Source organism: Flavobacterium sp. LB2P53 (assembly GCF_003970305.1).
GTDB lineage: Bacteria > Bacteroidota > Bacteroidia > Flavobacteriales > Flavobacteriaceae > Flavobacterium.
The window spans coordinates 112,615-138,725 of the sequence record NZ_RYDG01000003.1 but is presented as its reverse complement, the minus strand read 5'-3'; the positions used below and the strand labels follow the sequence as shown (position 1 = coordinate 138,725).

Annotated in this window: 23 protein-coding genes and 1 pseudogene; 13 read left to right on the top strand and 11 right to left on the bottom strand. The window is 33.7% G+C overall.

All coding sequences use genetic code 11. The annotated features are described in order from the left end of the window. The 8 genes from EKL95_RS05335 (at nucleotide 1) to EKL95_RS05300 (ending at nucleotide 10,287) form a co-directional block, all read left to right on the top strand. Nucleotides 1–537, top strand: coding sequence for a mechanosensitive ion channel domain-containing protein (locus EKL95_RS05335; protein WP_126459381.1), 537 nt, complete (start codon nucleotides 1–3; stop codon nucleotides 535–537). Between the two features lie 182 nt (nucleotides 538–719). After that, a complete protein-coding gene (locus EKL95_RS05330; RefSeq protein ID WP_126459378.1) occupies nucleotides 720–1,949 on the top strand; it encodes an AI-2E family transporter in 1,230 nt (409 codons plus the stop codon). A 63-nt stretch (nucleotides 1,950–2,012) separates the two neighbouring features. Continuing rightward, nucleotides 2,013–3,833, top strand: coding sequence for a hypothetical protein (locus tag EKL95_RS05325; RefSeq protein ID WP_126563709.1), 1,821 nt, complete (start codon nucleotides 2,013–2,015; stop codon nucleotides 3,831–3,833). 247 nt (nucleotides 3,834–4,080) lie between these two features. Continuing rightward, nucleotides 4,081–4,398: a hypothetical protein gene (locus tag EKL95_RS05320; RefSeq protein ID WP_126459372.1), complete on the top strand. Its 318-nt coding sequence runs from the start codon at nucleotides 4,081–4,083 to the stop codon at nucleotides 4,396–4,398. A 176-nt stretch (nucleotides 4,399–4,574) separates the two neighbouring features. Continuing rightward, entirely contained in the window at nucleotides 4,575–5,066 is a 492-nt protein-coding gene (locus tag EKL95_RS05315) for a hypothetical protein (protein WP_126553381.1), read from the top strand. Nucleotides 5,067–5,243: 177 nt separating this feature from the next. Beyond that, entirely contained in the window at nucleotides 5,244–5,774 is a 531-nt protein-coding gene (locus tag EKL95_RS05310; RefSeq protein ID WP_126563708.1) for a hypothetical protein, read from the top strand. Between the two features lie 134 nt (nucleotides 5,775–5,908). Then, nucleotides 5,909–8,440, top strand: a complete 2,532-nt coding sequence (locus EKL95_RS05305; protein WP_126563707.1) for a PIG-L family deacetylase — start codon at nucleotides 5,909–5,911, stop codon at nucleotides 8,438–8,440. Between the two features lie 122 nt (nucleotides 8,441–8,562). Beyond that, on the top strand, nucleotides 8,563–10,287 hold the full coding sequence (locus EKL95_RS05300; protein ID WP_126563706.1) for a sodium:solute symporter: 1,725 nt from the start codon (nucleotides 8,563–8,565) through the stop codon (nucleotides 10,285–10,287). A gap of 250 nt (nucleotides 10,288–10,537) precedes the next feature. Here the strand turns inward: EKL95_RS05300 and EKL95_RS05295 are convergent, their stop codons facing one another. The 5 genes from EKL95_RS05295 to EKL95_RS05275 form a co-directional block, all read right to left on the bottom strand. Further along, nucleotides 10,538–11,383 carry a DUF2911 domain-containing protein gene (locus tag EKL95_RS05295; protein WP_126561532.1) on the bottom strand — a complete coding sequence of 282 codons (846 nt, stop codon included), beginning with the start codon at nucleotides 11,381–11,383 and terminating at the stop codon, nucleotides 10,538–10,540. A 52-nt stretch (nucleotides 11,384–11,435) separates the two neighbouring features. Beyond that, nucleotides 11,436–12,110, bottom strand: a complete 675-nt coding sequence (locus EKL95_RS05290; RefSeq protein WP_126563705.1) for an HAD family hydrolase — start codon at nucleotides 12,108–12,110, stop codon at nucleotides 11,436–11,438. Between the two features lie 82 nt (nucleotides 12,111–12,192). Further along, a complete protein-coding gene (locus tag EKL95_RS05285; protein ID WP_126451503.1) occupies nucleotides 12,193–12,906 on the bottom strand; it encodes a ThiF family adenylyltransferase in 714 nt (237 codons plus the stop codon). 17 nt (nucleotides 12,907–12,923) lie between these two features. Continuing rightward, complete coding sequence (locus EKL95_RS05280; protein ID WP_126563704.1) at nucleotides 12,924–13,589, bottom strand: TatD family hydrolase; 666 nt, start codon at nucleotides 13,587–13,589, stop codon at nucleotides 12,924–12,926. Continuing rightward, the gene (locus tag EKL95_RS05275; protein WP_126563703.1) at nucleotides 13,589–14,191 is read right to left on the bottom strand and encodes a DUF1684 domain-containing protein; all 603 of its coding nucleotides are present in this window, start codon (nucleotides 14,189–14,191) and stop codon (nucleotides 13,589–13,591) included. The genes EKL95_RS05280 and EKL95_RS05275 overlap by 1 nt, the downstream gene beginning before the upstream one ends. Before the next feature lie 94 nt (nucleotides 14,192–14,285). Between EKL95_RS05275 and EKL95_RS05270 the strand changes: the two genes are divergently transcribed. The 4 genes from EKL95_RS05270 (at nucleotide 14,286) to EKL95_RS05255 (ending at nucleotide 18,213) form a co-directional block, all read left to right on the top strand. After that, nucleotides 14,286–15,503 carry an MDR family MFS transporter gene (locus EKL95_RS05270; protein WP_126553389.1) on the top strand — a complete coding sequence of 406 codons (1,218 nt, stop codon included), beginning with the start codon at nucleotides 14,286–14,288 and terminating at the stop codon, nucleotides 15,501–15,503. 283 nt (nucleotides 15,504–15,786) lie between these two features. Then, entirely contained in the window at nucleotides 15,787–16,155 is a 369-nt protein-coding gene (locus EKL95_RS05265; RefSeq protein ID WP_126459340.1) for a BlaI/MecI/CopY family transcriptional regulator, read from the top strand. A gap of 23 nt (nucleotides 16,156–16,178) precedes the next feature. Further along, the gene (locus tag EKL95_RS05260) at nucleotides 16,179–17,996 is read left to right on the top strand and encodes a M56 family metallopeptidase (protein WP_126563702.1); all 1,818 of its coding nucleotides are present in this window, start codon (nucleotides 16,179–16,181) and stop codon (nucleotides 17,994–17,996) included. A gap of 76 nt (nucleotides 17,997–18,072) precedes the next feature. Next, nucleotides 18,073–18,213, top strand: a complete 141-nt coding sequence (locus EKL95_RS05255) for an SsrA-binding protein (RefSeq protein ID WP_091170625.1) — start codon at nucleotides 18,073–18,075, stop codon at nucleotides 18,211–18,213. On the opposite strand, the pseudogene EKL95_RS05250 reads toward EKL95_RS05255, so the two are convergent. Together EKL95_RS05250 and EKL95_RS05245 are read right to left on the bottom strand one after the other, a co-directional pair. Next, nucleotides 18,210–18,389 (bottom strand): annotated as a pseudogene (locus EKL95_RS05250) (adenine phosphoribosyltransferase); the annotation flags it as partial. The gene EKL95_RS05255 and the pseudogene EKL95_RS05250 sit on opposite strands and share 4 nt — an antisense overlap. A 91-nt stretch (nucleotides 18,390–18,480) precedes the next feature. Further along, a complete protein-coding gene (locus EKL95_RS05245) occupies nucleotides 18,481–19,488 on the bottom strand; it encodes a phytanoyl-CoA dioxygenase family protein (RefSeq protein WP_126563701.1) in 1,008 nt (335 codons plus the stop codon). A gap of 155 nt (nucleotides 19,489–19,643) precedes the next feature. Between EKL95_RS05245 and EKL95_RS05240 the strand changes: the two genes are divergently transcribed. Next, on the top strand, nucleotides 19,644–20,480 hold the full coding sequence (locus EKL95_RS05240) for an AraC family transcriptional regulator (protein ID WP_126459331.1): 837 nt from the start codon (nucleotides 19,644–19,646) through the stop codon (nucleotides 20,478–20,480). A gap of 44 nt (nucleotides 20,481–20,524) precedes the next feature. On the opposite strand, the gene EKL95_RS05235 is transcribed toward EKL95_RS05240, so the two are convergent. The 4 genes from EKL95_RS05235 to EKL95_RS05220 all read right to left on the bottom strand — a co-directional run bounded on the left by EKL95_RS05235 (nucleotide 20,525) and on the right by EKL95_RS05220 (nucleotide 26,084). Then, nucleotides 20,525–22,180, bottom strand: a complete 1,656-nt coding sequence (locus EKL95_RS05235) for a M1 family metallopeptidase (protein ID WP_126563700.1) — start codon at nucleotides 22,178–22,180, stop codon at nucleotides 20,525–20,527. A gap of 59 nt (nucleotides 22,181–22,239) precedes the next feature. Then, nucleotides 22,240–23,286 carry an alkaline phosphatase D family protein gene (locus EKL95_RS05230; protein WP_126563699.1) on the bottom strand — a complete coding sequence of 349 codons (1,047 nt, stop codon included), beginning with the start codon at nucleotides 23,284–23,286 and terminating at the stop codon, nucleotides 22,240–22,242. Between the two features lie 146 nt (nucleotides 23,287–23,432). Then, a complete protein-coding gene (locus EKL95_RS05225; protein WP_126563698.1) occupies nucleotides 23,433–24,647 on the bottom strand; it encodes an acetyl-CoA carboxylase biotin carboxylase subunit family protein in 1,215 nt (404 codons plus the stop codon). A gap of 3 nt (nucleotides 24,648–24,650) precedes the next feature. Then, nucleotides 24,651–26,084, bottom strand: a complete 1,434-nt coding sequence (locus EKL95_RS05220; protein ID WP_126563697.1) for a leucyl aminopeptidase family protein — start codon at nucleotides 26,082–26,084, stop codon at nucleotides 24,651–24,653. Between the last annotated feature and the right edge of the window lie 27 nt (nucleotides 26,085–26,111).

Below are 26,111 nucleotides of genomic sequence, written 5' to 3'. Positions count from 1 at the left end.
ATGGATACATTTATATTTCACGAGTATTCCAGAGAACTGGTGGCCACAGGAATCCTGGGATTGCTGTTGATTTTTTTGAGAATTATTGCTGCAAAATTAGTACGCAGCTATGCTAAATCAAACCAAAAACTGGAGCATCGAACTAATTTAGTCATCAAATACATTCATTTATTTATAAATATTCTTGCAATTATAGCTGTCATACTAATTTGGGGCGTTCAGACAAAGGATATTATTATTGCACTTTCCTCTATTACCACCGTTGTAGGTGTCGCTATGTTTGCTCAATGGTCTATTTTGAGCAACATCACCTCTGGAGTTATTTTGTTTTTTTCTTTTCCGTTTAAAATTGGAGATACAATAAAAATTCATGACAAAGATTTTCCTATTGAAGCTCAAATTGAAGATATAGGGGCTTTTCATGTGTATTTGAAAACTATAGATGGAGAAAAAATCATCTATCCGAACAGCTTGCTTTTGCAAAAAGGAATTTCGATACTAAACAATTATGCCGATCAAAAAGAATTTACGGATTAGTTTACTTCTGCTGAACGAATGGTAAATCATCATCTTGCAAAAGATCCTATTGAAGTGGAAATTATATAACTATTGCTGAAAAATATATAATGTTTTACTTTTTTAAATGCTGGATATTTGTCAATTAGAAATAAATAATTTACTATTGAATTGTTTTTGTCTTTAAAAAAAAATAAAAAGATATGAATGACCTTTTAAAATTTCCATTTTACGCAAAACTTACGCTCGTTTTATTGAGCTTAATTGCTATTATTTTTATATTTTATATTGGTCAGGATATATTAGTTCCCATAATGATGTCCTTTTTATTTGCGATATTGTTGTATCCCATCGTTCAGTTTTTAAAATCTAAACTCTACTTTCCCCATGTGTTAGCCGTTATGCTGGCGGTACTGCTTTTTGTATTGCTTTTTTTAGGCCTTTTTGTATTTCTATCCTTTCAAATCAGTGATTTTGCAGATGATTTTGATAAAATTGAAAGAAACATAACTATTCATATTAGTAATATTCAACGGTTTCTCAGTGAACATTTCAATTTAAGTTCTTGGGAACAAAAACAATATCTGGATACAGCTACTGAAGATTCTATGGAAAAAGGGAAAGAAATCATTGGTACCACGCTATTGTCATTTACAGATACGCTACTAAATTTGACCTTAATCCCTATTTATACTTTTTTGATTCTTTTATACAGGACTCATTTTTTATTGTTTTTGTCTAAACTATTCAAAAAAGAGAATCATGAACAATTAAAAAATATTTTAACAAATATTAGAGTTGCTATAAACAGTTATATTGTAGGTTTAATTATCGAGACCATTTTAGTATCGGTAATGACTACTGTAGGATTTATTATTATTGGCGTGAAATATGCTGTTTTGCTGGGTGTTGTAACTGGAATTCTAAATCTAATTCCCTATATAGGAATCCTTTTTGCCGGAATTTTAAGCATTATTGCCTCATTGACTGGTTCTCCGGATTTATCCATAATTATTGGTATAATTGTGGTTACCATCTTTGTTCAATTAATAGATAATAATATCCTTGTCCCAATAATAGTAAGTTCAAAAGTAGAAATAAATGCTTTTATATCCATTATAGGAATCATTATTGGAGGAGCCATTGCGGGAATCGCCGGAATGTTTTTAGCATTACCCATAATTGCGGTTCTTAAGGTAATTTTTGACCGAATTGAGTCATTAGAACCTTGGGGGTATTTAATGGGAGATCATTTGCCCAAAACCTATACTTGGCATAGTATCAAATTACCGCTATTCGATTCAGATGCATCCTCTAAAAAAACCATAATTAAAACGGATCTTATAGTTCCTGTTTTTACTGAGACAACAACGGAAAACAATACAGAGAATAAAGCAGAAACTGACCTTAATAAAACAAGTGAGTCTATTTAAACCAATTGTTTATCAATGTTTTGCTGGTTTTTTCTTTCTCAATTTTTAAATTAATTTTGTATAATGACTAAAAAGCAAAAGCTGATTTTATTCTTTTTGATCGTCTGTTGCCACCTGATTTCTTTTTCACAAGTAAACCAGAAGGAAAAAGATTCCGCTGGCGTTTACAAAAAAATTCAATCCTATTCTAAAAAAAATAAGTTTACAACACTTGTTCATAAATTAGTTTTCAGGCCCGTAACTATAAAAAAAACAAAGAAAAAAGTAATTCCCAAAAAATACGAAACTTTTGAAGGAAAAACGATCAGAAATATTACTATTATCACTTTAGACCCTTTTGGGTATTCTGATATTGATACCGCCAGAGCCCCTAAAAACTGGGCCGAACGAACTGGAAACCGAATTCATATCAAAACAAAAAAACTCGCTATTAAGAATGTACTGTTAATAACAAAAAACACACCTTTCGATTCTTTATTAGTAAAAGAATCAGAACGATTGATTAGAGCTCAAAGATACATCAGTCGCGTTGACGTAACCCCACAATTAATTCAGAACAGCCCGGATTCAGTAGATGTCACCTTTCGGGTTTTAGATACATGGAGTATTATTCCCAAGGGATCCATTTCCAGTTCAAGAACTAATTTTGAACTCAATGATCGTAATTTTCTAGGCACTGGCCATGAATTCAAAAATGAATTCAAAAACAGATTCAGCGACGGAAAAAGCGCGTATGGATTGTCCTATAGCGTTCCTAACATCCAGAATACCTTCATTCAGACAACTCTGAATTACCGGATAGATTTAGACAATTACTACAGCAAAAGCCTCAATGTAGACCGTCCCTTTTACTCTGCTTTTACAAAATGGGCAGGGGGAATATACATAGACCAGCAATTTAGAAAAGACACCCTTGCTGATGTCAATTCCGTATTTACCTATCAAAATTTCAAATACAATTCGCAGGATTTATGGCTTGGACGTGCCTTTTCTATTTTTAAAGGAAGAACAGAAAACCAGCGCACCACAAATCTGATTCTGGCAGGACGTTTTTTAAATATAAAATATCTGGAAAGCCCAACTATCCTCTATGATGCCACTGATTTCTACTCTAGTGAAAAACTTGCTCTTTTCGGGATTGGTATTAGTTCACGTAAATTCGTGCAAGACAACTATATTTTCAAAAATGGAATTATAGAAGATGTCCCCATTGGCAAAATTTACAGCATCACTTCTGGCTATCAATATAAAAACAATTTGAGGCGTTTGTATCTTGCTGCCCGAGCGGCTTTTGGAAATTATTATAAATGGGGCTTTTTAAGTGCTAATGTAGAGATAGGTACCTTTTTTGAAAAATCAATTACGCAGCAAACCGCTTTTTCTTTTCAGGCAAATTATTTCACAAACTTGATGAGTCTGGGAAAATGGAAATGGAGACAGTTCATCAAGCCCCAGGTAATTATTGGTACAAACCGTGTCAATATTATTGGCGATCAGCTAAATATAAATGAAAATTATGGACTTCGGGGCTTTAATAGTGCTCAATATGGAACCCAAAAAGCACTCTTAACCATACAAACCCAAGCCTATGCGCCATGGGATCTTTGGGGATTTAGAATCAATCCCTATTGTAATTATTCCATTGCCGTACTAGGAAATCCTAATAAGGGATTGACTCAAAGTAAAGCCTATTCAAAAATTGGAATTGGATGTATTATCAACAATGATTTTCTGGTATTTAGTGCTTTTCAAATTTCGCTGTCCTACTATCCGTCCATTCCTGGAAATGGCGAAAATATTTTCAAAACAAATGCAATTGAAACAACTGATTTTGGTTTTCAAGATTTCGAACTGACAAAACCCCGTACCGTGCTTTACAAATAATACGCTTTATAAATATAAATTATTCCAAAAAAATATTCGCATAATACTAATATCCTTCGAAAACAGTTCAATTTGTATGGGATTATATTGAACACACTATCTACAGGACACTTTTTTTAGAAAATTACGATACAGTACACAATGAAGGGTGTGAATTATATAATTTAATACCTTAATTTTATAAGAAAAAATTATGTTTTATTGTTTACTTTTATTGTGTTAAAATTTTAACTAAAAACCAAACAAAATGAAAAAATTCACCTTTTATTTGATGATGATGGTATTATCAATTAGTGTTCTTCCAACACAAATGTTAGCCGCTGAAAAAAATCCAACTGTAATTTTAAATACTCCTAAAGAAGTGCCTGCAGAAGTAAAAGTTTTGCTTAATAGACTTGATGAAATAAAAGCGATGGATAAATCGTCTTTGACTTCAGTTGAAAAAAAAGAATTACGTAAAGAAGTACGTGCTATCAAAGCAGAATTAAAATCTACAGGAAATGGTATATACTTATCTGTAGGTGCAATTATAATCGTTATCCTTTTATTGATACTTTTATTGTAAATAAATTTATACCTGTAGAAAAAGGAAACGAATAATCGTTTCCTTTTTTTATGAAGTAAAATAACAAAGTAAATGTTAATTATTTGATATTGGCATAATTGTTGGTTTTACTTCAAAACGAGATAAAATAGTAACTAAAATTACTATCTAATAATTACTAATTAAAATTTCGAAAAATGAAAACATTAAAATTAATCATCGCAGGAATTATACTATTTGCATCCGCAAATACGATGCAAGCACAGGTTTCAGTAAATGTAAATATAGGTAGTCCACCAGCATGGGGGCCAGTTGGTTATTCAGCTGTAGATTATTATTATTTACCGGATGTTCAAGCTTATTATGATATACGAGCCACACAATTCATTTATTTTGGTGGAGGAAATTGGATTCGTTCAAGAAATCTACCTAATCAATACAGAAATTATAATCTATACAATGGTTATAAAGTAGTCTTGAACGATTACCATGGTTCAAGACCATACAGTAACTTTAAAACACACAAAGTAAAATACTACAAAGGATACAAAGGTAAACCACAAAAATCAATAGGTTCTAACCGCAGTAATAACAATAAAGTGTACAAAAGTAATGGGAATAACGGACATGGAAATAAAGGACATGGCAATAAAGGGGGAAAAGGAAATAATGGAAATGGAAAACATTAATACTGATTTCATAATAATTTATAAAAAGAGTCTCAGCAATGAGGCTCTTTTTTTTTAGAACATTAATCCTTAATTAAATGTTAATTTTTTTGTTTTGGCACAGTTGTTGGAATTTCACAAAAGTATCGCAATAACAAGTTATTATAAAAAAATATTACAAATTAAATATTTGAAAAAATGAGAACATTAAAATTAATCATCGTAGGAATTATACTCTTTGCATCAAGCACAATACATGCACAAGTCTCAGTAAATTTAAACATAGGTACTGCTCCATCATGGGGACCTATAGGATACGCAGAAGCTGAATATTATTATTTACCGGATGTTGAAGCTTATTATGATGTAAGAGCCACACAGTTCATTTATTTTGGTGGAGGAAGATGGATACGTTCCAGATATTTACCAAATCAATATAGAAACTATGATTTATATGATGGATATAAAGTAGTATTAAACGATTATCACGGTTCAAGACCTTATAGTAATTTTAAGAATCACAAAGTAAAATATTATAGAGGTTATCATGGAAGAGAACAAAGAAATATTGGGCACAACAATAATCGTCGCGTTTATGTAAACCAAAGGGGGAATGATAATCATAGAAGATATGATAATGATGACCGAAGAGAATATAAAAAACATGACAACCGAAATAACGGCAATGGTCATGGACATGGAAAGGGAAAAGGACATGATCGAGATTAGTCACACCTTAATTTAAAAAGAGAGAGAACCAAAATTGGTTCTCTCTCTTTTTAATTATTAAAGAAAACCAAAAATATTTCAGAAGAAATTATTTAATTCCTACATTTGAAGTTACTGCAATTAAATTTTAAAAAATGCAAAAAAAACACGCATCAGCTATTCTAATATTTCTCTTATGTTGCCAAATAACAATTGCACAAGAACCTCAAAAACCAAATTCTGTTGAAATTTATAATCAAATTCAAAAGCTTAATTTTCTAGGTTCCGTACTTTATATAGCCGCACATCCTGATGATGAAAACACCCAGTTGATCTCTTATTTATCCAATGAACAAAAGGCCAGAACCGGCTATTTGTCTTTGACACGCGGGGATGGTGGACAAAACTTAATCGGCACGCAATTGCGGGAATTATTAGGAGTAATAAGAACCCAAGAACTTATTGAAGCCCGAAAAATTGATGGAGGAGAACAGTTTTTTTCCCGTGCCAATGATTTTGGTTTTTCTAAAAATCCAACAGAAACATTAGAAATTTGGGATAAAAAACAAGTACTAGCTGACGTTATTTGGGCCATCAGGAAATTTCAACCCGATGTGATTATTAACCGATTTGATCATCGTTCGCCCGGAACCACTCACGGACACCACACGGCATCAGCAATGTTAAGCGTAGAAAGTTTTGACTTAGCGAATAACCCATCAATTTTTCCCGAGCAATTGCAATTTGTAACACCTTGGCAAACCAAACGACAGTTTTTTAATACGTCTTGGTGGTTTTATGGAAGTATCGAAAAATTTAATGCTGCCCATAAAACGAATTTAATTGCGCTGCAAACAGGAGTTTATTACGCTGGATTAGGAAAATCAAATCAGGAAATAGCCGCATTAAGTCGGAGCCGCCATCAATCCCAAGGGTTTGGTAGCACTGGAGCCCGTGGGGAGGAAACAGAATATTTAGAGTTTATAAATGGAGATGCTTTAAAAGATAAGAAATCACTTTTTGAAGGAATCGATACTTCTTGGAACCGAATAAAAGAGGGAAAATCAATCGGAGAATTATTGACAACTATTACCGCTGAATTCGACCATAATAATCCTTCGGCAAGCATTCCAGATTTGGCGAAAGCCTATGCTATGATGAAGGCTTTGGACGAAAATCAGTGGTCGCCACTGAAATCAGAAGCCATAAAAGAAATTATATCGGCCTGTTCTGGTTTGTATCTTGAAGCCGTTGCCCAAAATCAGGAAGCGACTCCCGGAAGCACTATTAAATTGAAACTCGAAGCCATTAATAGAAGCTCCGTACCCATACAATTAATAAGTGTGACTACTTTACCAAATCAAATTACGACACTTCAAAATCGCGAGTTAAAAAATAACATACTAAACACCATTAATTTAGATTTAAAATTACCCGAATCAATTAACTACACACAACCATATTGGTTAAAAGAAAAAGGAACAGTTGGGATGTACGCAGTAAAGCAACAACAAAACATAGGGATTCCAGATATTATTCGGGAAGTTAAAGTGATTTTTAATATTAAAATCAATGAGGTCGAAATTCCATTTGAACGAACCGTAGTGTATAAATACAACGATGATGTAAAAGGGGAAGTATATAATTATCTAGACATTGTTCCCGAAGTTACTACTTCAATTGTAGACAAAGTATTGCTTTTTAAAGACACAAAAAAGAAAGCTGTAGCCGTAAAAATTAAAACTGGAAAAGACTCCGTAAAAGGAATTTCACAACTTGAATTACCTGAAAACTGGGGTGTTTTTCCTAAATCGATTCCTTTTAACATTGAAAAAAAGGGAACGGAACAAATTGTTTATTTTGAGGTAACTGCACCAAATAAATCCGAAGAAGCTGTAGCCAAAAGCGTGGCGATAATTGACAATAAACAATTTGACAAAGAACAAATTATCATTAAGTATGACCACATCACAAAACAGCAAGTTTTAACATTGGCTGAAGCCAAATGCATTAAAACGGATTTAAAAACAAATGGTGAAAAAATCGCATACATTATGGGTGCCGGAGATGAAGTTCCCAGTAGCCTGACGCAATTAGGATATGCCGTAACACTACTTAAACCTGAAGAAATTACTCCTGAAAAATTAGAACTGTACGACGTAGTCATCACAGGTGTTCGTGCCTATAATATCTTGCCTGCACTGGCAAACAAACAAAATATACTTTTTGATTTTGTAAAATCCGGAAAAACAATGATCGTTCAGTACAATACTGCAGGAGATCTTGTTACCAATACTATTGCACCTTATCCCTTGAAACTCTCCCGTGACCGAGTGACCGAAGAAGATGCCGAAGTCCGATTCTTAGCGCCACACCATCCTGTTTTGAATTTTCCAAACCAAATTACAGCTACAGACTTTGAAGGCTGGAAACAAGAACAAGGTTTGTATTACCCCAATGAGTACGACAAAGCCTTTACTCCTATCCTATCTTCAAATGACAAAGGGGAAAGCCCTAAAAATGGTGCATTACTTATTGCTCCTTACGGAAAAGGACACTATATTTATACCGGCTTAAGTTTTTTTAGAGAATTACCTGAAGGCGTTACTGGTGCCTATAAATTAATTTCTAATATCATTTCGCTACAATCATCTGAAAAAATTCCTGTTCAAAAAATCAAGAACTAACCCACTTTAAAATGGAAACAAAAAAAATAAAAACCTGGAAGAAAAATTATACTTGGGTACTTGTAGCCAATGCAATATACATCCTGATCTTTTGTCTCATCATGAAATTATACGCTTAAATTATGCAATTATTTGATTGGATTATACTGATAGTAACTTTATTGTTCATTGTAATTTATGGTGCTTGGAAAACCAAGGGCAGTAAAAATGTAGAAGACTTTATTTTAGGGAGTAATGAAACACCTTGGCATGTTGTAGGACTTTCTGTTATGGCCACACAAGCAAGTGCAATTACGTTTCTTTCTACTCCGGGGCAAGCCTATCATGACGGTATGGGTTTTGTGCAATTCTATTTTGGACTGCCAATTGCTATGGTGGTAATCTGTGTCACCTTTATCCCTTTATACCACAAATACAAAGTGTATACAGCTTATGAATACCTTGAAAAAAGATTTGATTTGAAGACCCGTTCCCTAGCTGCCATCCTTTTCTTGTTCCAAAGAGGTTTAGGAACCGGATTGACCATATACGCTCCGGCAATTATTTTGTCCGCTTTATTGGGTTGGAATCTTACCTACATGAATATTATTATTGGTGTATTAGTTATCATTTATACTTTTTCGGGTGGAACCAAAGCAGTGAATGTAACTCAAAAACAGCAAATGTTTGTGATTATGTCCGGAATGCTAATCACTTTTTTTCTGATCTTGCATTATTTACCTAATGATATGACTTTCTCCAGTGCGTTGCATATTGCTGGGGCAAATGATAAAATGGATATTGTTAATTTCTCTTTAGATCCAGAGGAAAAATATACCTTTTGGAGCGGAATAACAGGAGGTTTTTTCTTGGCATTAGCTTATTTTGGTACCGATCAATCGCAGGTAGGACGTTATTTATCCGGACGATCCGTTCGAGAAAGCCAGATGGGACTAATCATGAACGGACTTTTAAAAGTACCTATGCAGTTCTTTATTTTACTGACCGGAGTTATGGTTTTTGTCTTTTTCCAATTCAATCCTGTTCCGTTAAATTTTAATCCAAATAATAAAGCCATGATTGAAAAATCAGCTTACAAAAGCGAATACAATGCTTTGGAGAAAAAATTAGACGATTTATCCGAAGACAAAAAAGTAATTAATCTTTTATACATCGACCAGCTCAATCAGGATTATGACAATCCAACCCTTAGGAAAGAATTAGTGACTTTATCCAATAAAGAAAAAGATTTAAGAGATCGTGCCAAAGAAATAATTCTGAAAGCTGATAGTAATAGCGAGACCAATGATAAAGATTATGTGTTTTTTCACTTTATTCTCAACTATTTACCCAAAGGGCTTATTGGTTTGTTACTGGCCGTAATTATTTCGGCTGCTATGTCCTCTACCGCTTCGGGATTGAATGCACTGGCCTCTACCACCGCAATTGATATTTACAAACGCAATCTAAAAGAAGAAAAATCAGAACGGCACTACCTGTATGCTACAAAATTCTTTACCTTATTGTGGGGAGTTATAGCCATACTATTTGCTTGTATTGGAACGCTTTTTGAAAATTTAATTCAACTGGTAAACATCATTGGATCCATATTTTATGGAACAGTCCTTGGAATTTTCTTAGTTGGTTTTTACATCCATAAAGTACAATCTAAAGCCATTTTTTATAGCGCTGTAGTAAGTCAGATTACTATTTTTATCATCTACTATTACGCCATTTATATTTTCCCGAGCGGAGAAGAAAAACTAGGTTATTTGTGGCTGAATTTCATTGGTGCAATGCTTACAATTGTAATTTCATTATTCTTGCAATGGACCATTTTTAGAAAACAGAGAGAGATAACAGCCTAAATAAAAAAATAACCGCAGATTCGCAGATTTTTATATTGATAATCCGTGAATCTGCGGTTATTTTTTTTACTTCAGAAGTTCTTATATAAAAATCTCTTCTTCCGCAGAAACGAGCAAGAGCGAACTGGCGAGTAATGATAATCCCATGGATACTATGCAAACATCTAATAAATTACACAGTCCAAAATTTCAAAAAAAAATCCCGTCTCTAAATGGAGACGGGATCTTCTTATATAAAACGTTAGAGTAATTAGTTTTTACTCCACTCTGTAATACTGTCTTTATTCATTTTCACGTAATCTTGGTTTTTAGCAATTTCAGCCGCTGCAAGTGATGCCTTAGCCGTTTCGATTGCTCCTTTTTTGTCCTCAAGTTTAGCTTGAATTAATGACTTCAATCTATTGTACCAGAAGGGTTTGTCTTTAGACATATCTAACGCTTTGTTTACATAAACCAATGCTTTTGCATTGTCGCCATTCGATTGGAATAAAAATTGAGCAGCAGAAAAATAATCTGCACTAGCTGGTCCAGCTAATGCTTTTTCGATGTTAGCCGTTGTTTTTTGTTGTGTTGGCACTTCAAATTTTAAAGCAGCATAGGAGTTCTCCCAATAGATTTCTAAAAAGGCAAAATTATTGTCTAAACCACTAATTCCAATAGTAAATGTTTCCACACTTTTATTCACTGTTTCAGGCTTAACAGTAGCTCTAAGCGCCACATTTTCTTCTTTCCACTCTTCTGGATTACCCCAGTTATCAGTAGTTTTATAAAATAGTATCTCCCAGCTTTCTATTTTCGGAATAGTATACAATGAATATTTTCCTTTTTTCAATGTTTTACCATCAATAATCACATCATCGCTAAAGGAAACAGTTGTATTTTCATTAGCTCCAGTTCTCCATACTTTTCCAAAAGGAATTAAATTTCCAAAAACGGATCTTCCTCTGGCACTTGGTCTTGAATAGTTAACTTCTACATCAGTCAAACCAACTGTTTGCATAAGCGTCATTTTCGGACTTGATTGAGGTGTTTTTAACTGAGCCTCAGCGCTGAAACCGGCCATAAATAAAGCCAGTGCAATGATTATTTTTTTCATATTATAATTTTTAAATGTTTTCCAAATTTACAAATTCAATGGCTTTGTACTGTTAATTATTCCTTAATTTAGATTGAATATTCCTAACTGCCTCAAAATCCAATTCGTTAAAATGATTAATCACTACATCTGCTTCCGATAAATCTTGTGCTTCAGAATGAATACTGTTGTAGCCCACACAAAAAATCCCAGCAGCTTTGGCCGCTTTTATTCCATTTGTACTGTCCTCAATAACGATACAATTTGCTTTTGGTGCAACTGATAAACTTGCCGCATGTTCAAAAATAGCCGGATGTGGTTTTGATTTAGGGAAATCTTCACCGCTTACCACATGTGTAAAATAATCATGCAACTTAAACCGGCTAAACACGCGTTCAATAGTCACTTTGGATGCCGAAGAAGCCAAAATCAATTGTATTCCGTTTTGGTGTAATTCTTTAATAAGATGTTCCACGCCTTGCAGTAATTCTAAATCTGCTTTACTATCAAACGCATCATTAAAAATAGTTCGTTTTCTTTGAATCAAATCTTCCACTTCATGTTCAATTTCAAAAACCTTTTTCAATTTTTGAAATATATTCCGAGTAGAATTTCCTGTAAATGAAGTGTACATTTCCTCCGTAACAGGAATATTCAATTCCTCAAATTGTTTGAAATAAGCATAACGGTGTACGGGTTCAGTATCGACAATTACACCATCCATGTCAAAAATTACGGTTTGTATCATTTTTGTTAAATTATTAGACTTTATAGATTTTAAGACTTCTTAACTTTTTAGAACGGAACATTAAAAAACTGAATTCTAACCATTATTTCTTAAGTAAATAACGAATCACGGTTTCTGCAGCATACAAACCAAATAATCCAGGCATGTAACTATTGGTTCCATAAAATGATTTTTTGAAATTAGATCCATCCGTCATTTTTAAACTCGTTTCATCTTGAATTTCCGACGAAAAAACCACTTTCAGTTTATCAATTTTAAATTCTTTCAATCGTCTTCGAATGGTTTTGGCAAAATAACAATTCACGGTATTGGTAATATCAGTCACTTTCACTTTTGAAGCTTCCATTTTCCCACCTGCACCCATACTACTGATGATTTTTACTCTTTTTCGTTTGGCTCCAATAATCAAATTCAGCTTTGGCGTCACACTGTCAATGCAATCTAAAACATAATCAAATTCCTCCGATACAATTTCGAAAGCACGCTCTGGCGAAAGAAATTCCTGTACACGCGTCAATTTTAATTCTGGATTAATGTCCATCAATCGATCCCCAACAACAGTAATTTTTGGTTGTCCTACAGTTGAATGTAAAGCAGGCAATTGTCGGTTTATATTGGTAATATCAACTACGTCACCATCAACAATAGTCATCGTTCCCACTCCTGCTCTCACCAAAAATTCGGCCGCAAAAGAACCAACACCACCCAATCCTACAACCAATATATTTGCCTTTTTTAAATTATCTAAACCTTCTTTTTTGAATAAAAGTTCGGCTCTCTCTGTCCATTCTGCCATTGTTTTTTGTTTAAAGTTTAATGTTTTTGAAAAATTCTTAAATCAAAAACTTCATTATAATTACTATTCACAAGTTCCTGTATTTCTTCCAGCGAAATTCCTCTGTATTTTGCTGCCAATTCATAAACTGCTTCAATCCCTTCGTCCACCGTATCTGTTTCCAAAAAAAATCGATTATCAGGAACGCTTTTAAAAACAGCTTCTAGGTCCTGATTTAGCAATAAATATTTCCCAAACGAAATATAAAATCCATTGTTCACTAATTGTTTAGCGACTTGGGCATTTTTGGAAAACCCATGAATCAGCATTGGAACTGAAATATTCAATTTTTTCGTAATTGCAATCACTTCCTGAAAAGCAGCGACACAGTGTATTACCACTGGTTTTTGATAGTGCTGCGCCAAAAGCAATTGCTTTTCGAAAACCAACTGTTGCAATTCCATTGAAACTTCGATGCGTTTGTCCAGTCCACATTCACCTACAGCGAGACAATTCCCCTCTTGTAATTTACTTTCGATTATCGCCAAATCATCTTCTATTCGTTCTTCAACGATAAACCACGGATGAATCCCGATGGAATAATACGGAATTGTTGCATCAAATTCCTGTGGATATTGATTCACTAATTCCAACACATTTGGTTGATTCGTATCTTTATGTGTATGCAGATTAAAGAAATCCATTAGTTGTGAAATTTTTTAACTCCCGCTTTTATCTCGATATTCAAATCATTTTCTAATGGTACTATTGGACAGGAATATGTAAAATTATACGCGCAATACGGATTGTATGACGTGTTAAAGTCAATCACAATAGCATCTCCTTTTGGGATTTTCAAATCAATGTATTTCCCGCCAATGTAACTTTCGTTTCCTGAAGTCAGATCTGAAAACGGTAAAAATAAATAGTCTTTATATTCCTCTTTTTTTGAGAGCTCCATATTCTTGTACACATTCAGTTTCAAATCCCGACCGTCAATTGTAAAAGAAAGCTCCCCATATTTTACATACAATGGTTTCCTGTCTGTTGACGTTTTCATTTCAAAAGGCTTCTCTTTTTTTGTTCTTACTAACTTAGCGACCACATAAAAAGTTTCGTTTGCAGGATAAAAATCAAGTGTTTTGAATTCCGCTAAATCTTTCGGAGTCAACGGACTTGTCTTTGCATCGGCATATTCTGAATTTAATTCCTTTTGAAATTTGGCTACAGCCGAAACGTCAAATTTATATTGGCCAAAGCCTAAATTCAATTGAATCAAAAGAAATAAAGTAAATAGCGTTCTCATGTTCTTATTTTTATGCAAAAATAGTTTAAAAGTTACTAGGACACAAAGACGCATCGGTACAAAGTTTTCTACCTTTGCAAAATATAACAAATACATGTTTCAAACTGCTTTTCAACGCTACATTAATAATTTCAAAGGCTTTACCAGAGAAATTTGGATTCTAACGCTCGTCACTTTTATAAATCGCGCCGGTACGATGGTTTTGCCTTTTTTATCTAAGTATTTAAAAGAAGATTTGAATTTATCCTACGCACAAGTGGGATGGATTATGGTTGCTTTTGGTTTTGGTTCTATGCTGGGATCTTGGCTTGGTGGCAAATTATCCGATAAAATAGGCTTTTATAAAATCATGGTTTTCAGTTTATTCACCAGCGGAATCCTTTTGTTTTTTGTACAATACATTCGGACCTTTTGGGGATTGTGCATTGGAATGTTTGTCATAATGACCGTTGCTGATATGTTTCGTCCCGCCATGTTTGTCTCCTTGGCGACTTATGCTAAACCTGAAAATCGTACCAGAGCACTGACTTTAGTTCGGTTAGCGGTAAATTTAGGCTTCACAGCTGGACCCGCTTTAGGTGGTTTAATCATTATGAATTTAGGTTACAGCGGATTATTCTGGGTGGATGGAAGTTCGTGTATTGTATCTATTTTAATTTTCACCCTACTGGTAAAAGAACGCAAAAAACCTATCGATTTAGCCTCCGCCAATATCGAAACTGAGATACCAGCCTCTGTTTTCAAAGACAGAATATTCTGGATCTTCCTTTTTGTTTGTTTCATAACAGCCATGCTTTTCTTTCAACTTTTCACCACTTTACCCTTATATCATAATGAAAAATTTGGATTAACCGAGTTTCAAAGTGGACTTTTATTGTCTTTAAACGGACTGTTAATTTTCTTTCTGGAAATGCCAATTGTAAGTTTCACTCAAAGAAAAGGCATCAGTATACTCAAAATTATTCTTTGGGGCGCATTGCTAATGTCATTGAGTTTTTATGTTTTACTCATCAATATGTGGGCTGGAATACTAATTGTTAGTATTCTTTTTATCACTTTTGGTGAAATGTTCATCTTCCCTTTCTCCAATTCATTTGCGCTAAGCCGAGCTCCAAAAGGGCATGAAGGCCGCTACATGGCTTTGTTTACTATGAGTTTCAGCTTAGCACACATTGCGAGTTCTAAGACAGGACTAGAAATCATAGCCGCTTTTGGCTACCAAGCTAACTGGTTTGTCATGGGAAGTTTAGGTATTTTAGCTGTGGTAGGTTGTATCTGGCTGCAAAAACTCGTTCAAAAAGAACACAATTAATTTCATTATCATTCTTTGGGCGTGACCCTATAAAAAAAAGGGGCTTATCAACAAAATCGTTATTAGCCCCTTTTCTTTATAGCGTCGGGTTATACGCGCTACTTCGGTAGCTAGCTTCTACCCCTCACGCAGTCTCCTTGTGATGATAACATTTTTGATTAAAAGGAGAATTAATTTCCAAAAAACTGCAAAAACACGTTAAAACTAAAAAAATAGTTAAAAAACTACATTTATAGTTTGATAACTAAAAAAATAGTTGTAGTTTTGGTTTAAATAAAAAATTATGCAAAAGTTAACCAACAAAGAAGAGGAAATCATGCACATTTTATGGAAGCTCAAAAAAGCATTCGTAAAAGAAGTCCTTGCAGAAATCACAGAAGATCAACCCCATTATAACACACTTTCAACCATTGTGCGCAATCTGGAAGAAAAAGGATTTGTGTCGCACAATGCCTTTGGAAACACACACCAATACTTTCCTATTATAAGTTTAGAAGATTATAGAAAACGATTCATGAATACTGCTATTGATAATTATTTCAACAGCTCATATAAAAATATGGTATCGCATTTTGCCAAAGAAGAGAAAATATCTGCAGCTGAATTACGGGAAATTTTGGCTATGATTGAAAGTCATAAAGAGGAAATATAAACTTTAGAGTAACAATATTAATTATGGAAGTATTTTATATTTATCTCATCAAATCCAGCGGATTAATTGCCTTGTTTTATTTGACGTATCATTTTATGTTGCGAAAAGAAACCTTTTTCACAAGCAATCGTTGGTTTTTGTTATTGGGATTATTCACTTCCATTCTTTTGCCGTTAGTTGTTTTTACTAAAACAATATGGGTAGAACCTACTCCTGTAAATTATGATTGGTCATCATTGCCCATAAGTACAATTATTGATGAAGACCACACGCAAGAATATATTTATCTGGCATTAGCAGTGCTGTACTGCATTGGCACATTATGCCTTTTCACTAAATTTGGTTTTGAATTTTACAGTTTACAAAAAATAGTAAAAGGAAAAACCATAAAACGTCAAGCGAATTTTAAATTTATAGACTTAAAAGACAATCTCGCTCCTTTCTCTTATTTTAATACTATCGTTTACAATTCGTCCTTGTACAGCAGCTCTGAACTAGAAAACATTTTGGAACACGAAAAAGTTCATAGTGAGCAAAATCATACTGTTGATGTATTAATTTCAAGATTGTTTTGTATTGTGTTTTGGTTTAATCCATTCATTTGGTTTTATAAAAAAGCAATTATCCAAAACTTGGAATTCATTGCTGACAGCGAAGCCACGAAAAAAATATCCGACAAAAAAGCGTATCAGTTGACGCTTTTAAAAATAACAACACACGAGAATTGTGTTGCCATTACAAATCATTTTTATCAATCATTAATCAAAAAACGAATCGTTATGTTAAACAAAAATCAATCAAAAAAATCGAATTCCTGGAAGTACACGCTTGTTCTTCCAGTTTTAGTAGCATTTGTATTTTTATTTCAAATTGATGTAATTGCTCAGGAGAAAGTAAAAGAAGAAACCATCAAAGTAGAATCAAAACATCCAGTTACTGCTGCTTTAGAAATTCAGCAAGAAAAAGACAGTATTAAAAAAGCTAAAGTACTTATAGTCAGTAGTTCTAAAAATGACAGTATTGATAAAAATACAGAGATTTTTATCGATGGAAAAAAAGTAAGTAAAGAAGAATTAGATAGAACGAATCCTAATGACATAACTACGATGGATGTTGTTAAGGAGAATAACAAATCTATAATTAGAATTGTAACAAAAGGTAAAACAGCAAAAAGTACAAATATTTTTAATTCTAATACACAAGTAACGGATTTAAGATTAGAAAATGTGAATCCCAATAGTTTAAAAATTCTTCAAAAACCAAAAACCACGTATACGGTTACAAAGATAACGACAGAAAAAAATGGTATTCCTGACGATGCAGAATATTTTATTGACGGAAAAAAAGTAAGCCCACTAGAGGCTGAAAGCATGAATCCAAATTATATTAGCTCAGTAAATATTCAAAAAGATGGTACTTCAGCTAAGAATTCAATCCGTATTATTACTAAAAGTTATTTAGATGGTAAAGAGATGATACCTGAGCCACCAACACCACCTGCTGCACCAACTTTTAAATCTAAAGCTGCAAAAGGCGACCCTGTTAAAAAGGATAATAAAGGTTGGGAGATCAATTTTGGAACATTTGCGCCAGAAGACAATATTAAGAGAATTCAAAATGATAAGAATGTAAACTATAAAGAAGCAGTTATAGTTATTAATGGAAAAATTAGTGATTATCAAGCTTTGGATAAATTAAAGCCAGAGGATATTTTTTCAGTAGGTGCACAAAAACCATCAAATGGACCCGAAAGCACAAAACAGAATGCGTTAAAAAAATATGGAGAAAAAGCATTAAATGGAATTATTGAAATTGAAACAAAAGAATTTCAAAAAAAATAAAATCCTCATAAAAACCCAGAAAGACGATCTAAATTAAAACCGTCTTTTTTTATATCTTTACATTAAACAAAATGATATGTATAAAATCCTAGCCCAAATTAACAAAGTTATTTTACCTAGTTTCACCAAACAGCGATTGGATTTGGCTAAAGCCAAAAAATGGCAAATGGCGATTATTGGTTTTAGATATTACGTAACCACACGTGCGCTGGATTAATACGTAATTGCGGCAAAAATTTCATTTCCTTTGATTTTTGCCCTTCCATTTAAGAAAGCTAATTCCATTAGGAAATTGCATTGTACAATTTCTCCACCCAATCTTTCGACCAATTCGCAAACTACTTTTGCCGTTCCTTCGGTGGCCAAAACATCATCGTGAATCAGAATTCGGTCTTCTGAAATTGGAAATTATGTCAGCCAATAATAAAATTATTTATAGCAAGAGACTTTTTAAATTACGATAAAAACATAGTCTACTTTATTGTTACCACTTCTCTGCTCCCAATAATTTTTTTCCCAATTCACTAAGCGCTGCCGTTTTATATTTGGTTTGTTCCCATTTACGGGGATCTCCAGGAAAGGCATATCCTTCAGGTGCAATTCTGTCTTTCCAGGAATTCACTCTCCATTGACGTAGTTCTTCATTTTCTTCTTCCGCTGGCATCATAGAAATATATTGTGCCATTCTCACTTTATCTTTTGTAATATTGGGGCGAATGCCATGCGGTTGTGAACTGTTAAAAATCAATAAATCTCCTGCTTCCATTTTTACTTTTACAAATTTGCCTTCAAATTCAGAGGTATCCGGTTGAAATCGATTTCTATCTTCCGGTTGTGTCAGTTTCCAAGTATCATAATTTCGATATAAATCAGGAATACATTGAAATCCTCCCATATTTTCATCCATTTGGTCTGCCAAAGCGAGAACTCCTTGTACGTTTTGAGGTTTTGTTTCAGGATCATAATCCCAATGTATAAATCCTTTGAAATCAAAATCCGGACGGACTGGTAAATTTAGATTTGCTCGGTCAATGGTTACCCATAATTTTTCCGTTCCCCAAATATCTACAAATGCATCGTATACTTTTTTCATTTGTCGATTATCCCATTGGTATTGATGATTGTACACTTCAACCATACCGCTATTGGTAAGTTCTTTCATTTGCATTTCGGCTCTTGGTGGCGCATACCAAGTTTCTGGGTCATTTTGATTTTTCTCTTCAAATTCCCACAGGAAATCGGCCATTTTTTTAGCGTTTTCTTTCGGAACAGCATTTTTTATTACAATATACCCGTTTTCAATCCAAAACTTCCAATCGGCTTCAGTAAGCAAACGCAGAGGTTTACCATTAGAGCGATCATTTAATTTTGTTGTGCTGGATTTTGCTGTCGATGGATTTCCCGGAATATCTTTGTGGGCATTGTTATGTGCCATTGTGGGAACCATTGTGGGAACCATTGTGGGAACCATTGATTGCTTATTCTTTTCCATAGTTATCTATTTCGTGTTATTACTATTCCAAAATTAGAAAAAGTGAACCTTAATTACTTTCACAAAATGTACTGCTATTTGTACAATATTGATTTATTTTAGTAACTTTAGACAAGTATATGTATTATATTGAACAATTATAGCAGTAACGAGGTATGAAAATAGTTTTTGAGGATATAAAAAGATTAGCCGGTAGTTCCTTTAGAATATTGGTCAATCCAAAATTGAATAATTTTTATTATTGGCATTTTCATCCTGAATTTGAATTGACTTTCATTGTAGCACCAAATGGAACACGACGCGTAGGTGACCATATTGGGGATTTTGAAGGAAGTGATTTGGTTTTTATAGGTTCTAATATTCCGCATTTGAATTTTGATTATGGAATTAAAACCGAATATGAAAAAGTAGTTTTACAGATAAAAGAAGATTTTTTCAAAAATGACTTTATCACCACTCCTGAACTAGCTTTCATTAATCAATTATTTGAGAACTCTAAAAAGGTGGTTTGTTTTCATGGAGCTGTAAAAGATGAAATTGGCAAAAGGCTTCAAAAAATTCATCTTTTATCACATTTTGAACAATTTATAGAAGTACTGTCCATATTTCAGATTTTAGCAACAGCAAATGAAAAGACACTATTACACGATAAACCATTTGAGAATCTGTACAATAACAAAGAACAAGTGCGATTAAAAGTAGTATATAAATTTATAGAAGAAAACTACCAAAGGGCTGTTTCTATTGAAGAAATCTCTCGTTTGACTCATTTATCCAAAGCCGCTTTTTGTCGTTATTTTAAAAAAATGACCCGATTGACTTTTACTGAATTTTTAAATCAGTATCGAATAGAACAAGCTAAAATACTTTTAAAAACTGATAAAAATGCAACAGAAACGTGCTTTGAGTGTGGTTTTGAAAGTCTGTCATATTTTAATAGAATTTTCAAAAAAGTAGTGGGTGAAAATCCGATACAGTTTAAGAAAAGATAAAAAAAGGTATGTTTCCTAAATTTCAGAAACATACCTTTTGTAATTTATTCCGTAATATTAAAACTGGCTACATAAAAGTTTTTATCTATTTCCAATTTTGAATTTTCAGTATTTACAGAAACACGTTGCCATTCTGTCTCTGGTTGTAGCAATTCTTCATTGCCATTCAGCGTTACTTTAACAGGCATGTTAAAACCTGACACACAATTTGTCCAGCGATATCCTAATTGATTATCCTTGAAAAAATATTCTACTGTAGGAATTCTGGTATCTCTTAAATACTGATTAAAAAAGGTAGCTAAATCGATTCCAACTTGCTGACTTAAATAATCTTCAATTTGTTTAGTCGATACCGTTTGATGGTAAAAAGTACTGTTCAAACCTCTTAATATTTTTCTCCATTTTTCATCATCATTTACAATTTGGCGTAAAGTATGTAGCATATTCCCTCCTTTTGGATACATATCACCAGATCCTTCTTTGTTTACACCATAGTTTCCTATAATCGGCTTATCATTGTTTATTCCCTTTCTGGTCCCTCGGATATATTCAAATCCAGCTTCTTTCCCATAATAATATTCTACAAAAAGGCTTTCAGAATAGTTTGTAAAACTCTCATGAATCCACATATCAGCAATATCTTTGTACGTAATATTATTGGCGAACCATTCATGTCCGGATTCATGGATAATGATAAAATCAAATTTTAATCCCCAACCCGTTCCGCTTAAATCCCTTCCTAAATAACCATTTTGAAATTTATTTCCGTAGGTCACTGAACTTTGATGTTCCATTCCTAAATACGGAGCTTCAACTAACTTGTAACTGTCTTCATAAAAAGGATATGGTCCAAACCAGTGCTCAAAAGCTTTCAACATCTTTGGAACATCCTGAAATTGTTTTTTGGCTTTCGCCAAATTGTCTCTCAAAACATAATAGGTACAGTCTAAATCGCCTTTTTCTCCCTTATATTTTTCTGAAAACGAAACATAATCTCCTATATTTATGTTTACACCATAATTATTGATAGGATTTGAGACATACCAATTATAGGTTTTGGTTCCGTCCTTTAATTGCTTAACACTGATCAGACGACCGTTAGATACATTTGTCAAATTTTCAGGAACATTTACACTGATCAGCATATTTTCCACTTCGTCATACATGTGGTCTTTGTTTGGCCACCAAACACTCGCACCCAATCCCTGACAAGAAGAAGCAATAAAAGAATTCCCATTAGCATCTTTTTTCCAAGTAATTCCTCCATCCCATGGCGGATTTACAGCAACTTTAGGTTTGCCTCCGTAAAAAACAGTCAACTTTTTTATGGCTCCTTTTGTTTGAGATGCAATCAATTCAATAAAAAATGCATTTCCTTCTCTTCTATATTTTAAAGCTACTCCATCCTGAATGACTTTATAAATTTCCATAGGATTTTGCAAATCAATTTGCATACTATTGTATTCCTGAACGACTTGATATTTTATTGTATTGGAACCTGAAATAGTACTGTCAGCAGGATTTACTTTAATATCAAGATGGTACTGTTTTACATCCCACCACGCTCTTTCTTTGGTGATGCTGCCGCGCAAAGTATCTTGTCTGGTAAATATTTCCTCTTTTTTTTCCAAAAGTCCTTGCGCATTTACACCATTAAAAATAAGGAAAGAGATCAAAATAAGACTGAATTGTTTTTGCATGGTGAATTTACTTTAGACAAAAATAAACTTTAAAACTCTATAATTAAACTTCCTGGAATTTATTTTCCAGGATAGATTTGGACATATTCTTGCAACAGCGTATTTTCTTTTCCACGAATTTCCATGATCACCTTATTGTTTTCAAAATCAAACTTCAGCAACCCAAAATTAATATCTTTGATCACTTCTCCTTTTACATAAGGATTTTCTTCGCCAGAAAAAGAAGCATAGGTATGGGTTAGTCCACTCGAAGTAAAATCGACTAAAGGATACGACAATCCGCGAACTTTTTTGGAAGAAAAAGTAGCAATATGGCGGTCACCAGAAATTATAAAGGTACCTTTTGCTTTCGTTGAAACAATCAATTGCTCTAGTTTTTCAATTTCATGGGGAAAATTTCCCCAAGCTTCAAAACCGTGTTTATTTGATAAAAATTGAATGCTGCTGACAATAACATTAAATTGTGCCTCAGAAGTTTGAAGTTCATTTTCCAACCATTTCCATTGTGCATTTCCTAACACCGTTCCTTCACCTGCTGTATTAGGTTGAAAACGTTTTTTTAAATCGGTGGCTTTAGTCAGTGCCGTTCTAAAAAAGCGAGAGTCCAATACAATGACTTTTATTTTATTTTCATTTACCTCAATAGTTTTAGCAGTATAAACTCCGTCTCTTTTTCGCTCAGAAGCGTTCTTTGAAGTGCCTAAAAAATCCAATAATAACTGTTGGCTTTTTCTTTTAAAGGGATATTCTTCCCCAGCGTCATTTGCTCCATAATCGTGATCATCCCAAGTTCCTAAAACTATTTTATCTTTAATAAAAGTTAGATAATCCGCGTCTTGTTTTTGAATTTCATAATTATTTTTAAGAAACTGCATATCTTCTGTATCCGAGTACACATTATCACCTCCCCAAATCCAAACGGAAGGATGATTTTTGTCTATCGCTGGCCAAAGTTCATTTTTAATCTTTTGATTGTCGCAGGAACCAAAAGCAATCGTAAAGTAAGTGTTTTGAGTAGGTTTATTAGTTTCAAGTACCTGTTGTGTATTCTGAATTTTACAACTAATAAGGGCAAAAAAGCTAAAAATAAAAAGTATTTTTTTCATGTGAAGGTATTATAAAATCTATTTAATTTAAAAAAATTTGTTGCTAAGGTATACTAATATGCTCAATTGAACTTTAAGTAAAGTTTAATAAAAAAGCGACTATCCAATTAAAATAGTCGCTTTTTCATTAGATTAAAACACAAAAATTAATGCAGGTGGGTTACTTTGCTTTGTTCTACTACAGCAGTAAAATCATTGGCTAAACGTTTGCCATACTCCTCTAGCAATTCTAAAATTCTTTCTTGATTATCTGATTTGACAATAAGTCCTGCATGATATTCTAAGGGTATTCTAAAGCAAACTTCCGGAGCTGAAAACGAAGATAAATTAGGATGCTGGAATTTTGTTAAAGTCAAAACGATTCCGGCATATCCTTTTTTTACTTTTGGTAAACTGTACTTCGTTCCTTTGACCAAAGCGTCTTCAATTGCCGCCCACTCTTTCCATAAATTAATATTCGAAGCTTCAGCAACCATTTCGGCCAAATGCGCTCCTCCTACTCGTGAAGAAGTTTCCAAGAAATAAATCTGTCCATCTTCATTACTTTTGATGAACTCTGTATGAGCGGCTCCATGTTTCAACCCAAAACCTTTCATCACTTGTTCATTTATTTTTTTTATCGCGATATCATCCTCTGATTTGTATTTACTATTTGCCGAACGGAAAACGCCGCCACCTTGAGATATTTCCATTGGTGTAGCTAAATATCTAGAAGTCAAACTGAAGATTACTTTGCTATCCGAAATCAAACTGTCACAATGATACACATCACCAGGTTTGAATTGTTCCAATAGATATTTGAATCTGTTATTCCCCATTTCGTTAATATGGATCCACAAACGCTCTTTGTCCTCTATTTTTATAATTCCTGTTGCAGAAGCTTCGGAACGTGGTTTCAAAACCCATGGAGCAGGAATAGCATCTGCAAAAGTATTGATGTCATGGTCATTAAACAAAGAACAAAAAGCAGGAATAGAAATTCCACAACTTTTGGCTCTCATTCGCATCGCTAATTTATCTCTAAAATAACGTCCCGTAGTTTGTCCCATCCCATCAATACGGAGGTTTTCCCTTAGATACGTGGCTTTTTCTACATCATAATCGTCTAACGCAACAATGGCATCTACTTTAGTAGTTTTCATAAAATTACCAACACCTAATAACAGATGTTCTAAATTCCAATCGACATCTTGGCCTTTCATATAAAAAATCTCATCAATATGTTGGTGTGGCCATGGCTTGTCTCTGAGTTTTTCGCTTGTCACTAAATAGACTTTGTTGCCTAATTTTTTTAAATTAATTAAAAAATCGGCACCTTTGAAATAATTTGAAATACAAAGAAAGGTTTTAGCGTTTTCCATAGGTTATAAATTTTCTATGAATTTAGTTAATAAATGAACACCATACGCTGTTGCATGCTTACTTTTAGCAAATTCATCCTCACCAAATGCCACTCCAGCTACATCAAGATGCGCCCAAGCGTTGTGTTCTTGGGTGAAATATTCTAAAAATTTGGCGGCACTTATGGCTCCGGCAACTGGTTTTCCGCTATAATTTTTCACATCGGCAATATCACTTTCTATGTCTGATTTATAAACATCCCAAAGCGGTAAAGGCCACAAACGCTCTCCTATTGCATCTCCGTTTTCTTGCAATTTCTTAGCCATTTCTGCATTGTTGGTAAACAAAGCACCACATTCATACCCAAAAGTACCCACGCTGCTTCCAGTAAGTGTGGCGATATCCACAATATATTCCGGTTTGAAATTTTTAATCAAATACGATAATCCATCGGCTAAAATGAGTCTGCCTTCTGCATCAGTATCAATTATTTCTATTGAATGTCCACTGTAACTGTGAATTACATCACTAGGTAAAAAGGACTTGCTGTCAACCGAGTTTTCGGCACAAGGAACAATAGCAGTTACTTTGACTGGCAATTGTAAATCGGCTATAAGTTGCATCGCCCCAAATACTGCCGCACCACCAGCCATATCACACTTCATGTGGACCATTCCTGCCGTTTTTATATTTAATCCACCAGTATCAAAGGTGATTCCTTTCCCCACCAATCCAACATGTTTTAGGTGTTTTACTTCAACAACAGGAGTATACTTCATAATGATAAATTGAGGTTCATTCTCGCTTCCTTTTCCTACGGCTAAAAAAGCGCCAAGACCTGCAATTTTAGAAGCTTCATAACCGAGAACTTCTACGTCAAACCCATATTTCTGCCCAGTCTCTTTAGCCCAATTCGACAAGTATTTTGGATTAATTGTATTCGGAGGCAAATCGACTAAATCATAGGTTGCTAGTTGCGCTTTGGCAATTTTAATTCCTTTTTTGGCTGTAGCCAAATGCTCTTTTTCAGATAATAAACTCAAGCTAAAATCTGGTTCTAAAAAAGGATGTACGCTTTTCTCCGATTTAAAATGACCTAAATCATACGTTCCCAAAAACAATCCTGAAATCATAGCTTCAACCTGATACTCAATAAATTGTTCGGGTATAACTAAAGCTACACTCAAACTTAAATTTTCTTTTTGTTTCGATGAAATACGGCGAAAAATAGTTTTTAACGATTTATAATCTATCGTTTTTCCCAAGCCAATAAAAACATACGTATTATCATTTTTTTCGGCCAAATAGTGTGTGTCTTTTTTACCAAAAAAAACTTTGGAAGCAATTTCCAATCCATTAAATGTAATGGGAACAATACTTTTTGAATAGGTTTCAAAAACCGGAATTAAAATTGTACCTGAAAAATCATCTGAATTTGTTATTGTACTTGTTCTCATTTATTCTTTTTTTATGGCTGTTGTTAT